The 13,045-nt window shown below is 73.8% G+C and carries 10 protein-coding genes; 3 read left to right on the plus strand and 7 right to left on the minus strand.

Annotated elements, in window-relative coordinates:
- Positions 1–53 precede the first annotated feature (53 nt).
- The 5 genes from ACF1AK_RS33460 to mmuM form a co-directional block, all read right to left on the minus strand.
- The gene (locus ACF1AK_RS33460; RefSeq protein WP_355369745.1) at positions 54–1,649 is read right to left on the minus strand and encodes a glycerol-3-phosphate dehydrogenase/oxidase; all 1,596 of its coding nucleotides are present in this window, start codon (positions 1,647–1,649) and stop codon (positions 54–56) included.
- Between the two features lie 145 nt (positions 1,650–1,794).
- Positions 1,795–3,315 carry a glycerol kinase GlpK gene (gene glpK, locus ACF1AK_RS33465; RefSeq protein WP_391502583.1) on the minus strand — a complete coding sequence of 507 codons (1,521 nt, stop codon included), beginning with the start codon at positions 3,313–3,315 and terminating at the stop codon, positions 1,795–1,797.
- A gap of 92 nt (positions 3,316–3,407) precedes the next feature.
- On the minus strand, positions 3,408–4,145 hold the full coding sequence (locus tag ACF1AK_RS33470) for an MIP/aquaporin family protein (protein WP_391502584.1): 738 nt from the start codon (positions 4,143–4,145) through the stop codon (positions 3,408–3,410).
- Positions 4,146–4,452: 307 nt separating this feature from the next.
- Complete coding sequence (locus tag ACF1AK_RS33475) at positions 4,453–5,217, minus strand: IclR family transcriptional regulator (protein ID WP_387682364.1); 765 nt, start codon at positions 5,215–5,217, stop codon at positions 4,453–4,455.
- A gap of 170 nt (positions 5,218–5,387) precedes the next feature.
- On the minus strand, positions 5,388–6,374 hold the full coding sequence (gene mmuM, locus ACF1AK_RS33480) for a homocysteine S-methyltransferase (protein ID WP_391502585.1): 987 nt from the start codon (positions 6,372–6,374) through the stop codon (positions 5,388–5,390).
- Between the two features lie 159 nt (positions 6,375–6,533).
- On the opposite strand from mmuM, the gene ACF1AK_RS33485 reads away from it, so the two are divergent.
- Genes ACF1AK_RS33485 through ACF1AK_RS33495 form a run of 3 tightly spaced genes read left to right on the plus strand, consistent with a single transcriptional unit; the run spans position 6,534 to position 10,238 of the window.
- Entirely contained in the window at positions 6,534–7,508 is a 975-nt protein-coding gene (locus tag ACF1AK_RS33485; RefSeq protein WP_391502586.1) for an NUDIX domain-containing protein, read from the plus strand.
- Entirely contained in the window at positions 7,505–8,056 is a 552-nt protein-coding gene (locus tag ACF1AK_RS33490; RefSeq protein ID WP_391502587.1) for an NUDIX domain-containing protein, read from the plus strand. The genes ACF1AK_RS33485 and ACF1AK_RS33490 overlap by 4 nt, the downstream gene beginning before the upstream one ends.
- A 58-nt stretch (positions 8,057–8,114) precedes the next feature.
- Positions 8,115–10,238 (plus strand): acetoacetate--CoA ligase, encoded by a 2,124-nt coding sequence (locus ACF1AK_RS33495; protein ID WP_391502588.1) that lies wholly within the window; start codon positions 8,115–8,117, stop codon positions 10,236–10,238.
- A gap of 87 nt (positions 10,239–10,325) precedes the next feature.
- Here the strand turns inward: ACF1AK_RS33495 and ptsP are convergent, their stop codons facing one another.
- A complete protein-coding gene (gene ptsP, locus ACF1AK_RS33500; RefSeq protein WP_391502589.1) occupies positions 10,326–11,996 on the minus strand; it encodes a phosphoenolpyruvate--protein phosphotransferase in 1,671 nt (556 codons plus the stop codon).
- A 100-nt stretch (positions 11,997–12,096) separates the two neighbouring features.
- Complete coding sequence (locus ACF1AK_RS33505; protein WP_391502590.1) at positions 12,097–12,546, minus strand: PTS glucose transporter subunit IIA; 450 nt, start codon at positions 12,544–12,546, stop codon at positions 12,097–12,099.
- Between the last annotated feature and the right edge of the window lie 499 nt (positions 12,547–13,045).

Below are 13,045 nucleotides of genomic sequence, written 5' to 3' on the forward strand. Positions count from 1 at the left end.
GGGCGGGCACCCCGGCCCCGGGGTGCCCGCCCGTCGCGTACCGGTGTGCCCGCCTACTTGGCTCCGCGCTTCGCGAGGAAGGCCTCGACCTCGGCGCGGACCTCCGGGGTGTCCAGGCCGCGCACGGTCATCGTGGTGCGGCGGCGCAGCACGTCGTCCGCGGTGTACGCCCACTCGTGGTCGGCCGCGTAGGCGACCTGCGCCCAGACGTCCGGGCCGTCCTCGTGGATCGGCCGGCCGAGCTCCGGGTTCTCGTCGATCATCCGGGCGATGTCGAAGGACAGCGTGCCGTAGTGGCCGGCCAGGTGCTTGGCGACCAGCGGCTCCATCCGCGAGCCCGGCTCGCGGTCGATCAGCAGGCGGTGCGCCACCGCGTTGGGCGCGCCGACGCCCGGCAGCGGGACGGTCGGGGCGATCGGGGAGATGTCCTCGCCGAGCGAGGTGCCGGGCACGTGGGCCAGCTTCTCCAGCACGGTGCGCCCGATGTGGCGGTAGGTGGTCCACTTGCCGCCGGCGACCGACAGCATGCCGCCCTTGCCCTCGGTGACGACCGTCTCGCGCTTGGCGGCGGCGGTGTCGCCCGGGCCGCCGGGCAGCACCCGCAGGCCGGCGAAGGTGTAGGTGATCAGGTCGCGGTCGAGGTGCTCGTCGCGGATCGCGTGCCCGGCCTCGCCGAGGATCTGGTCGACGTCCGCCTCGGTGGCGCGGACGTCCTTCGGGTCGCCGGTGTACTCCTCGTCGGTGGTGCCGAGCAGGACGTGGTCCTCCCACGGGATGGCGAAGGAGACGCGGTACTTGTCGATCGGGATGGTCAGCGCGGCGCGCCACGGCGAGCGGCGCTTGACCACCACGTGGGCGCCCTTGGACAGCCGGATCGACGGCGCGGCGCCGGCGTCCTCCATCCGGCGCAGGTGGTCCACCCACGGGCCGGTGGCGTTCAGCACCAGACGGGCGTCGACGCCGAACTCGGTGCCGTCCATGCGGTCCTTCAGCTCGGCGCCGGTGACCCGGCCGCCGGTGAAGCGCAGGCCGGTGACCTCGGCGTGGTTGAGCACGACCGCGCCGGCCTCGACGGCGGCGCGCACCGTCATCACGGCGACGCGCGAGTCGTTCATCTGGTGGTCGCCGTAGACGGCCACCGAGCGCAGGCCCTCGGTGCGCAGCGCGGGCACCTGCTGGGCGGCGTGCGCGGCGGTGGAGACCCGGCCCATGCCGTCGCGGAAGGCGGAGAGCGCCGAGTAGAGGAACACGCCGGCGCCGAGCTTGGGCGCGCTGTGCGGGCCGCCCTTGTAGACCGGCACGAAGAAGGTCAGCGGGTTGACCAGGTGCGGGGCGACGTCGGTGGAGAGCGCGCGGCGCTCCTTGTGGTTCTCGGCGACCAGCTTGACCGCGCCGGTCTGCAGGTAGCGCAGACCGCCGTGGACCAGCTTCGAGGAGGCGCTGGAGGTGGCGCCGGCGAAGTCGCCGGCGTCGACCATGGCGACCTTCAGGCCGGCCTGGGACGCGGTCCAGGCGACGGCGGTGCCGAGGATGCCGCCCCCGATCACCAGCAGGTCGTAGGTGGCCTTGCCGAGCAGTTCGCGGGTCTCGGCGCGGGAGGCGGTGCGGCCGGCGGTCAGCTCGGCGCCCAGGGTCGGGATGGTTGCCATGGTGTGTGTACGGCGCGCGGGTCGGGCGGCGCCGTTACTCCTCTCGGTGTGCGTACGGCCCCTGCAACGTGGCCGGTCGGCCCGGTGCGGCGGGCCGGTGGAACGGGACGGGCCGGCCGGGGCGGGGCCCCGGCCGGCGTCGCGGTCAGTCGGTCTCTTCCTCCTCCACCCAGCCCATGGTGCGCTCGACGGCCTTGAGCCACTTCTTGTACTCGCGCTCCCGGGTGGCCTCGTCCATCCGCGGCGTCCACTCGGCGGCGCGGTGCCAGTTGGCCCGCAGGGTGTCCAGGTCGGGCCAGAAGCCGACCGCCAGACCGGCCGCGTAGGCGGCGCCGAGCGCGGTGGTCTCGGCCACGTACGGGCGTTCGACCGGGGCGTCCAGGACGTCGGCGATGTTCTGCATGAGCAGGTTGTTGCTGGTCATGCCGCCGTCGACCTTGAGGGCGGTGAGCTCGACCCCGGAGTCCTTCTGCATGGCGTCGACGACCTCGCGGGTCTGCCAGGCGGTGGCCTCCAGGACGGCCCGGGCGAGGTGGCCCTTGGTGACGTACCGGGTGAGGCCGGCGATCACGCCGCGGGCGTCGGAGCGCCAGTACGGGGCGAACAGGCCGGAGAAGGCCGGGACGAAGTAGGCGCCGCCGTTGTCCTCGACCGTGTTGGCCAGGGTCTCGATCTCGGCGGCGGTGGAGATGATGCCGAGCTGGTCGCGCAGCCACTGGACGAGCGAGCCGGTGACGGCGATCGAGCCCTCCAGGGCGTAGACCGGCTTCTGCTCGCCGATCCGGTAGCCGACCGTGGTCAGCAGCCCGTGGTAGGAGTTGACGACCTTCTCGCCGGTGTTGAGCAGCAGGAAGGTGCCGGTCCCGTAGGTGGACTTGGCCTCGCCCTCGTCGAAGCAGGTCTGGCCGAACAGCGCGGCCTGCTGGTCGCCGAGCGCGGAGGCGACCGGCACGCCCGCGAGGTCGCCGACGGCCTCGCCGTACACCTCGGCGGAGGAGCGGATCTCCGGCAGGACGGCCATCGGCACGCCCATCGACTCGGCGATCTTCTCGTCCCACTGCAGGGTGTGCAGGTTCATCAGCATGGTGCGGCTGGCGTTGGTCACGTCCGTGACGTGCTTGCCGCCGTCGACACCGCCGGTGAGGTTCCAGATGACCCAGGTGTCCATGGTGCCGAAGAGGATGTCCCCGGCCTCGGCGCGCTCGCGCAGGCCCTCGACGTTGTCCAGCAGCCAGCGGATCTTCGGGCCGGCGAAGTAGCTGGCCAGCGGGAGGCCGGTCTCGCGGCGGAAGCGGTCCTGGCCGACGTTGCGGCCCAGCTCGCGGCAGAGGCCCTCGGTGCGGGTGTCCTGCCACACCAGCGCGTTGTGCACCGGCTCACCGGTGTGCCGGTCCCACAGGACGGTGGTCTCGCGCTGGTTGGTGATGCCGATGGCGCGGATGTCGTCCCTGGTCAGGCCGGCCTTCTCCAGCGCACCGCGGACGACCGACTGCACCCGGGTCCAGATCTCGGTGGCGTCGTGCTCGACGTAGCCGGGCTGGGGGAAGATCTGCCGATGCTCCTGCTGGTCGACGGCGACGATGCGGCCGTCGGCGCCGAAGATGATGCAGCGGCTGGAGGTGGTGCCCTGGTCGATCGCGGCGATGTAGCTGCCAGTGGAGGTCATGAGGGTCCTCGGCTCGGGTCTCTGGGGGTTGGCGGGGTGGGTGGGCCTGACTCCGTGGTCAGTCCCCGTGCGCGGCGGGTTCGAACCCGGCCTCAGAAGATGGCGTTGTAGAGGCCGCCGGCCAGCAGGCCGCCGATGATCGGGCCGGCGACCGGGACCCAGGCGTAGGACCAGTCGGAGCCGCCCTTGTTCGGGATCGGCAGCAGCGCGTGCGCGATGCGCGGGCCGAGGTCGCGGGCCGGGTTGATCGCGTAGCCGGTCGGGCCGCCCAGCGAGAGGCCGATGCCGACCACGGTGAAGGCGACCATCAGCGTGCCCGTGCCGGACTGCGAGAGCCCGTTGTTGGTGCCGATGGTGAGGATCGCGAAGCAGAGCACGAAGGTGCCGATGACCTCGGTGAGGACGTTCTGGGCCGGGTTCCGGACCTCGGGCCCGGTCGAGAAGATGCCGAGGGTCGGCTCCTGGTTGGCCTGGAACTGGCCGAGGTAGGTGGCCCAGACGAGCACGGCGCCGATGATCGCGCCGAGCATCTGGGAGCCGAGGTAGAGCGGCACCTGGCCCCACTCGCCGCTCTTCACGGCGAGCGCGACGGTGACGGCGGGGTTGAGGTGGGCGCCGGACTTCGGAGCCGACATGTAGGCGGCGATCAGGACCGCGAAGCCCCAGCCGAAGGTGATCGCCAGCCAGCCGGCGTTGAGGGCCTTCGACTTCTTGAGCGTCACGGCGGCGCAGACGCCGCCGCCGAGGAGTATCAGCGCGGCGGTGCCGAGGGTTTCGCCGACGAAAACGTCGCCGTTGGAGAACGCGGACACAAAGACTCCCTTGTCCATATGGCCCGGAGATGAGGGTGGGGGCAGGGGCCGGGCGGACCGTCGGGCGGGTGAGCGCTCTGTGGGTGTGATTCGCACGGCCATCGTTCGACAATGTCGACCGTCATGCGGAAGCTTCCTCCCCGGGTCGCCCTCTCGTCAAGGCCGGGTTACGCAGCTGTGACCCTCGGCTCGTCGCGCTACTCGATGTCATCGGGTGGATCATCGGAATTTCGGACAAAACGGTAAGGCGCGGACAGGCTTTTCGCCCGTCCGCGCCTGTGCGTGAACGTTTCGCCGGGCTCCCGGCGGGCCCGCGGCCCGCCGCTCAGAACCGCCCGGCGCCCAGGTCCCGGGAGATCGCGCGCGCCGCGCTGCGCACCGACGCGACCAGCGAGGGCTTCACGAAGCCGTCCTCGCAGACCCGCTCGACCGCACCGCTGATGCAGACCGCGCCCACCGGGTTGCGCCGGCGGTCCTGGATCAGCGCGCCGATCGAGGCCACGCCCTCCCAGGTCTCCTCCACCGAGTCCGCCCAGCCGCGCTCGCGGGTCAGCGCCGCCTCCGCGTCCACGTCCGCCGCCTCGGTCAGCGTCCGCGCGGTGTACGACTCGAACGGGCCCTCGCCCAGCTCGCCGCGCGCCACCGGGTCGTAGGCCAGCAGCACCTTTCCGAGCGCGGTCGAGTGCAGCGGCTGCATCGAGCCGACCTCCAGCACCTGGCGGGTGTCGTCCGGGCGGAACACGTGGTGCACGATCAGCACCCCGCGCTGGTGCAGCACGCCCAGGTAGACGGTCTCCCCGGCCGCCCTGGCCAGGTCGTCGGCCCACACCAGGGCACGCGCCCGCAGCTCGTGCACGTCCAGGTAGCTCTGGCCGAGCCGCAGCAGTTCGGCGCCCAGCTGGTACTTCCCGCTCTCCGGGTCCTGTTCCACGAACCCCTCCTGCTGGAGGGTGCGCAGGATGCCGTGCGCGGTGCCCTTGGCCAGGTCCAGCGCCGTCGCGACCTCCGAAAGGCCGAGGCGGCGCTCGCCGCCGGCCAGCAGGCGCATGATCGCGGCGGCCCGGGAGAGCGACTGGATCGGGCCGGGCATGGGAACCTCCGCGCTGACAGGCGGTCGACAATGTCGACCGCAGTGGTGACGGCACGAGTCTGCCAGGCCGTCGCCGGTCCGTGCACCTTCCCCCTGGGTAACCCCGCTCCAGCCGGGCGGTCGTGCGCCCCCGCACCGCCTCCGTGCCGCCCGCGCGCCCGGCCGGGCGGTCAGTCCGGGCGCCCGGCGGCCCTGCTCGACGGCGCGTCCGCCGCGCCCGCGGGATCCGCCGTCCTCGCCGCCGCCCACGCGCCCACCTCCGCGGCCACCGCCCGGATCGCGTCCGGCCCGACCCGGCAGCAGCCGCCCACCAGCCGCGCCCCGTCCGCCAGCCACCCGGCCACCCGGCCCGCCGAGAAGGTCGGATCGCCGCACCACGCCCCGGCCGCCGCGTCCCAGCCCTCGCCGCTGTTCGGGTACACCACCACCGGCTTGCCCGACACCCGGGCCGCCAGGCCCACCGCCCGGTCCGCCTCCCCGGGCGTGCAACAGTTCACCCCCACCGCCACCACCTCGTCCGCCTCCCCGGCCGCCGCGAACGCCTCCGCCAGCGGCTGGCCGGCCCGGGTCAGCCCGCCCGCGGCACCGAACGACAGCCAGGCCGGCACCCCCAGCCCGCGCACCGCCCGCAGCAGCACCCGCGCCTCGTCGGCGTCCGGCACCGTCTCCAGCGCCAGCACGTCCGGCCCCGCCGCCGCCAGCACCTCCAGCCGCGGCCGGTGGAAGGCCTCCAGCTCGGCCGCCGACAGCCCGTAGCGGCCCCGGTACTCCGAACCGTCCGCCAGCACCGCCCCGTACGGCCCGACCGACGCCGCCACCCAGCGGCGCGGCCCCGGCATCCCGCGCGCCGCCTCCCGCGCCAGCTCCACACTGCGGGCCAGCAGCCGCGCCGCCGCGTCCCGGCCGGTCCCGCGCCGCGCGAAGCCGGCGAAGCTCGCCTGGTAGCTCGCGGTGATCGCGACCTGCGCGCCCGCCGCGAAGTACGCCCGGTGCGCCGCCAGCACCGCCTCCGGCGCGTCCTGCAGCAGCCGCGCCGACCACAGCGCGTCCGCCAGGTCGTGGCCGCCCGCCGCCAGCTGGTTCGACAGCCCGCCGTCCAGCACCAGCGGACCGGCCGCCAGCGCGGCGGCGAAGTCCGGCGCGCCGGGTGCGCCCATGACCGCCTCCTCGGGTGAACGTCCTGGTCACAGCCTAGGATCCGGTGGGCGGGGGAGCGGCGGGAAAATCATTTGCCGCAGAGTCAACGGGTCGCTACGTTGTGCTCAGTCCGAGAAGGACGACAGCCCGGCGCCACCGGGAGGAGAGGAGCGCGCACCGTGGACACCACCGAGCAGGAGTGGCTCGCCTCCTACGACCCGCGCGCCTACACCCCGGTCGCCGTCACGGTCGACGTCGTCGCCCTCACCCTGCGCCAGGGCCGCCTGCACGTGCTGCTCGTCGAGCGCGCCCTCCCGCCCTACCAGGGCCGCTGGGCGCTGCCCGGCGGCTTCCTGCGGGCCGGGGAGGAGAGCCTCGACGAGGCAGCCGCCCGCGAGTTCGCCGAGGAGACCGGCCTGCACGGCACCGTCGGGGCCGAGGCCGCGCTCAGCCGCATCCACCTCGAACAGCTCGGCAGCTACGGCACCCCCGAGCGCGACCCGCGGATGCACGTGGTCTCCGTCGCCTACCTCGCCTTCGCCCCGGACCTGCCCGACCCGCGGGCCGGCACCGACGCGGCGCACGCCGCCTGGCACCCCGTCACCGCCCTCGACCTCCGGCCCGCCGGCCGGTCCGAGACCGCCGGTGCGCCCGCCGACACCCACGGGGGTGGCGTCGACGGGCGCACCGGCTCCACCGGGCCGACCGGGACCACCGGACCGACCGGGACCACCGGACCCGCCGATCCCGGCGACCCCACCCCCATCGAGCTCGCCTTCGACCACGCCCGGATCCTCGCCGACGGCCTCGACCGCGCCCGGGCCAAGATCGAGTACAGCCCGCTGGCCACCGCCTTCCTCCACCACGACTTCACCATCCCCGAACTGCGCGCCGTCTACGAGGCCGTCTGGGACGAGAAGCTCCACCCCGGCAACTTCCACCGCAAGGTGCTCTCCGTCCCCGGCTTCGTCGAGGGCACCGGCACCACCACCGACCGCGGCGGCGCCCGCGGCGGCCCCCGGGCCCGCACCTACCACGCCGGCGACGCCACGCTCCTCCACCCCGCGCTGCTCCGCCCCACCCGCAGCGAACCGCCGCCGGATCCGGCGACCCCCGCCCCGGCCGCGCCCGACCGCACTACCATCCGGCCATGACGACTCACGAGGCCGGCACGGTGCGCCACCACGCCAACTCCCACTGCCACTTCTGCGGCACCCCCTACCCGGCCGGCACCTCCGCCTGGCCCCGCACCTGCCCCGGCTGCACCGAGATCAGCTACCGCAACCCCCTGCCCGTCGTCGTCACCCTCCTCCCGGTCACCACCGGCGCCGGCCACGCCTCCGGCCTGGTGGTGATCCGCCGCACCATCGAACCCGGCTACGGCGAACTCGCCCTCCCCGGCGGCTACATCGACTACGGCGAGAGCTGGCAGCAGGCCTGCGTGCGCGAACTGCGCGAGGAGACCGGCATCCTCGCCGACGCCGCGGACATCACCCTGGTCGCCACCGACTCCGACACCCACGGCGGCTTCCTCTGCCTCTTCGGCCTGCTCCCCGCCCGTCCGCTCGCCACCCTCCCGCCCTCCGTCCCCACCGACGAGACCGACGGCTGGCAGGTCGCCACCCCCGAGACCCCGCTCGCCTTCCCCTTCCACACCCGGGTCTCCCGCTCCTGGTTCAACGGCGAGTTCTCCCGCCTCTGACCAGGCAACCCGGTCACGGCCCGACGGCCGGGCAGACCCTGGCGCCCCGGCCGATCCCATGGCAGGGTCTGCACCGACAGCCCCCAACCGGACGCGGGCCCTGCCACAAGCATCCCCGTCCGCCCTCATCACCGGCCGGGAGACCACCACCGTGAGCACCCCATCCCAGGACCAGCCACTCTGGCGCCCCGATCCCGCTCGTGCCGCCGGCACCGGGATCGTGGCCTTCCAGGCCTGGGCCGCCGAGCACCACGGCGCCCCGGCCGCCCCGCTCGCCCCCGCCGCCGACGACGACCAGGCCGCCGCCCGCTACGCCGCCCTGCACGCCTGGTCGGTCGAGGACCTCGACCGCTTCTGGACCGCCGTCACCCAGTGGTTCGACGTCCGCTTCACCGAGGCCCCCGACGCCGTCCTCGCCGACCCCGCGATGCCCGGCGCCCGCTGGTTCCCCGGCGCCCGCCTCAACTACGCCGAGCACGCCCTTCGCGCCGCCGAGGACGAGGCGAACGCCGGCCGCCCCGCGATCCTCCACCTCGACGAGACCACCGACGAGCCCGCCGTCCTCACCTGGGCCGAGCTCCGCCGCCAGGTCGGCTCCCTCGCCGCCGCCCTCCGGGCCCGGGGCGTGCGCCCCGGCGACCGGGTCAGCGCCTACCTGCCCAACATCCCGCAGGCCGCCGTCGCCCTCCTCGCCGCCGCCGCCGTCGGCGCCGTCTGGACCAGCTGCGCTCCCGACTTCGGCGCCCGCAGCGTGCTCGACCGCCTCCAGCAGATCGAGCCCGTCGTCCTCTTCGCCGTCGACGGCTACCACTACGGCGGCAAGGACCACGACCGCACCGAGGTCGTCGCCGAGCTCCGCCGCGAACTCCCCTCGCTGCACACCGTCGTGCACGTCCCCCTGCTCGGCGCCCCCGCCCCCGAGGGCGCGCTGGCCTGGGACGACCTGGTCGCCGCCGACACCGCGCCGGTCTTCGAGCCGGTCCCCTTCGACCACCCGCTCTGGGTCCTCTACTCCTCCGGCACCACCGGCCTGCCCAAGGCCATCGTGCAGAGCCAGGGCGGCATCCTCGTCGAGCACCTCAAGCAGGCCGGCCTCCACCTCGACCTCGGCCCCGGCGACCGCTTCCTCTGGTACACCTCCACCGGCTGGATGATGTGGAACTTCCTCCTCGCCGGCCTCCTCACCGGGTCCACGGTCGTCACCTACGACGGCAGCCCCGGCCACCCCGACACCGGCGCCCTGTGGTCCGCGGCCGCCCGCACCGGCGCCACCGTCCTCGGCACCTCCGCCGCCTACGTGATCGCCAGCCGCAAGGCCGAACTCCACCCCGGCCGCGACCTCGACCTCTCCGCCGTCCGCTGCATCGGCACCACCGGCTCCCCGCTGCCGCCCGACGGCTTCCGCTGGATCTACGAGGAGGTGAAGGAGGACGTCTGGCTCGCCTCCGTCAGCGGCGGCACCGACGTCTGCTCCTGCTTCGTCGGCGGCGTCCCCACCCTCCCCGTCCACCTCGGCGAGATCCAGGCCCCCTGCCTGGGCGCCGCCGTCGAGTCCTGGGACGTCGACGGCCGACCGCACACCGACCGGGTCGGCGAACTCGTCGTCACCAAGCCGATCCCCTCGATGCCCACCGGTTTCTGGAACGACCCCGAGGGCACCCGCTACCACGACAGCTACTTCGACACCTACCCCGGCACCTGGCGCCACGGCGACTGGATCACCGTCACCTCCCGGGGCACCGTCGTCATCCACGGCCGCTCCGACTCCACCCTCAACCGCCAGGGCGTCCGGATGGGCTCCTCGGACATCTACGAGGTCGTCGAACGCCTCCCCGAGATCGCCGAGTCCCTGGTCATCGGCCTGGAGGAGCCCGACGGCGGCTACTGGATGCCGCTGTTCGTCGTCCTCACCCCCGGCGCCGAACTCGACGACGACCTGATCGGCCGCATCCGCACCTCGCTGCGCACCGAACTCTCCCCGCGGCACGTCCCCGACGAGGTCATCGCCGTGCGCGGACTGCCGCACACCCTGACCGGCAAGCGCATCGAGGTCCCGGTCAAGCGCCTGCTCTCCGGCACCCCGCTCGACCAGGCCGTCAACCCCGGCTCCGTCGACAACCTCGACCACCTCCGCTGGTTCGAGCAGCTGCGCCGCGACCGCGAGGCCGGCCGGCAGGCGTAGGCCGCCTGCCCGGAGGAACGCCGGAGGGGCCCTTCCACAGCCACAGTGGAAGGGCCCCTCCGGCGTACTCCGACGGTCGTCCGGCGGCTACTCGCCCGACAGCACCTGCTGCGCGGCGGCCCGCGCCTCCTCGGCGCTGTCCGCCGCCCGCGCCGCCTCGGCGGCCCGGCGGCACTGCGCCAGCGTGTACGTGGCCAGCGCCGTCCGCACATAGGGGATCGACGCCGCGCCCATCGACAGGCTGGTGACACCGAGACCGGTCAGCACCACGGCCAGCAGCGGGTCCGAAGCGGCCTCGCCGCAGACGCCGCAGCTCTTGCCCTCGGTCTGCGCGGCCTCGGCGGCGGCGGAGATCAGGTCGAGCAGCGCCGGCTGCCACGGGTCCTGCAGCCGGGCCAGCGCACCGACCTGACGGTCGGCCGCGAAGGCGTACTGGGCGAGGTCATTGGTGCCCAGCGACAGGAACTCGACCTCCTGGAGGATCGAGCGCGCCCGCAGCGCGGCCGACGGGATCTCCACCATCGCACCGAACTTGGCGCTCAGCCCGGCCTGGCGACACGCCTCGGCGAACTCCCGGGCGTCCTTGCGGTCGGCCACCATCGGGGCCATCACCTCAAGGTGCACCGGCAGACCCTCGGCAGCCCGCGCCAGCGCCCGCAGCTGGGTGCGCAGCACCTCCGGGTGCTCCAGCAGGGTGCGCAGACCGCGCACGCCCAGCGCCGGGTTCGGCTCGTCGGCCGGGGTCAGGAAGTCCAGCGGCTTGTCCGCGCCCGCGTCGAGCACCCGCACGACGACCCGGTTCTCCGGGAACGCCTCCAGCACCTTGCGGTACGCCTCGACCTGCTTCTCCTCGCTGGGCGCCTTCGCGGAGTCGTCCAGGAAGAGGAACTCGGTGCGGAACAGCCCGACGCCCTCGGCGCCCGCCTCCAGCGCGGCCGGCAGGTCGCCCGGGCCGCCGATGTTGGCCAGCAGCGGCACCCGGTGCCCGTCCGAGGTCGCGCCGGGGCCGGAGGAGGCGGCGAGCGCCGCCCTGCGATCGGCGGCGATCCGGCGCAGCTCCTCCTGCTTCTCCTCGCCCGGCTCGACCAGCACCTCACCCGAGCTGCCGTCCACGGCGACGACCGTGCCCTCAGCGACCTCGGTCGCCGCCGGCAGGGCGACCACGGCCGGCACGCCCATGGCCCGCGCCAGGATGGCGCTGTGGCTGGTCGGCCCGCCCTCCTCGGTCACGAAGCCGAGCACCAGCGTCGGGTCCAGCAGCGCGGTGTCGGCCGGCGCGAGGTCCCGGGCGAACAGCACGTACGGCTCGTCGCTGTCCGGCACGCCCGGCATCGGCACACCCAGCAGCCGCGCCACGATGCGGTTCCGGACGTCGTCGAGGTCGGCCACCCGGCCCGCCAGGTACTCCCCGGCGGAGGCCAGCAGCGCCCGGTAGGCGGCGAAGGCGTCGTAGACACCGCGCTCGGCGGTGCTGCCGACCGCGATCCGGCGGGAGACGTCGGCCATCAGCTCGGGGTCCTGCGCCATCAGCGCCTGGGCCTCCAGCACGGCCTGGGCCTCACCGCCGGCCAGGTTGCCCCGGGCGATCAGGTCCGCGGCCACCGCCTCGACGGCCGCCTGGGCGCGGGCCTGCTCGCGCGGAGCGTCCTCGGCCGGGATCTGGGTGGCCGGGGGCTCCAGCACCGCCGTCCCCATGTGCCGCACCTGGCCGATCGCGACCCCGTGGCTGACACCCACGCCGCGCAGCGTCTTCTCCATGTCTGTCTCCGTGAGAGAGGCGGCCCCGCCGGGTACCGCTGTGTGCCGGGCCGCCCCGACCGGAGCGGTGGGCCGGATGTGTCGGGTGAGAGGGGAGCGGTCAGCTCCAGTTGAACAGGGCGTCGCCGACGGCGACCTCCCCGGTCTCCAGAACCGAGCCCAGCGCTTCGGCCGAGGCCTCCAGCGCGACGATCGGCGAGATCGGCGACTTGCCGGCGGCCTCGACGGCGGCCGGGTCCCACTTGATGACGGCCTGGCCGCGGGTGACGGTGTCACCCTTGCTGACGAGCAGTTCGAAGCCCTCGCCGTTCAGCTGGACGGTGTCGATGCCCAGGTGGGTCAGAACACCGTGCCCGTCCGCGTCGACGACGACGAACGCGTGCGGGTGCATGGACACGACCACGCCGTCCACCGGGGCAACGGCCTCGGTCTGCTCGCGCACCGGGTCGATCGCGGTGCCCGGGCCGACCATCGCACCCGAGAACACGGGGTCCGGCACGCCGGCGAGCCCGACGACCTTGCCGGTCAGCGGCGACGTCACAGTGGTCATGGTTGAGCCTCCCAAGTGCGCAGTACAGGCGAGCGGCCGCGAACGCGGCAGGGCGATCGACTGAAGCCTAAATCATGTCAACTTCGGACATCCGCTGACATTCCCGGGCAATCGGCCGCACCGTCCGGCCTCACCGGCCGGTCATCTCGCCGACTGCTGGTGGTCTAGTCCTCTTGGCCGATGCGCCGCACTCTACAGGCATCTTGGCGAATCGGGACCATTGCTGTATATGCTCGCGAGAGCAACAAATCACGCGTCCGGGCGGGTGACCCCCGGCGTGGCTCGATTCGCGCTCCGGCCGGGGACCCGCTATGGTTGGTCGGGTCGCCGCGAGTCGGCGGTTAACACCAGATTTCGGATGCGAAAAGCACCGGTTAAGCCCGGGAAACGGATCTGGTAAGCTCGAAACACGAAAGAACGAAGCGCCCGGAGGGCCGGTGTGAAAGCCGCCCGATGGAAGCGTCCGTTCCTTGAGAACTCAACAGCGTGCCAAAAGTCA

Origin of the sequence: Kitasatospora sp. NPDC015120 (assembly GCF_043080305.1) — a bacterium.
In the GTDB taxonomy this organism is placed as follows: Bacteria; Actinomycetota; Actinomycetes; order Streptomycetales; family Streptomycetaceae; genus Kitasatospora.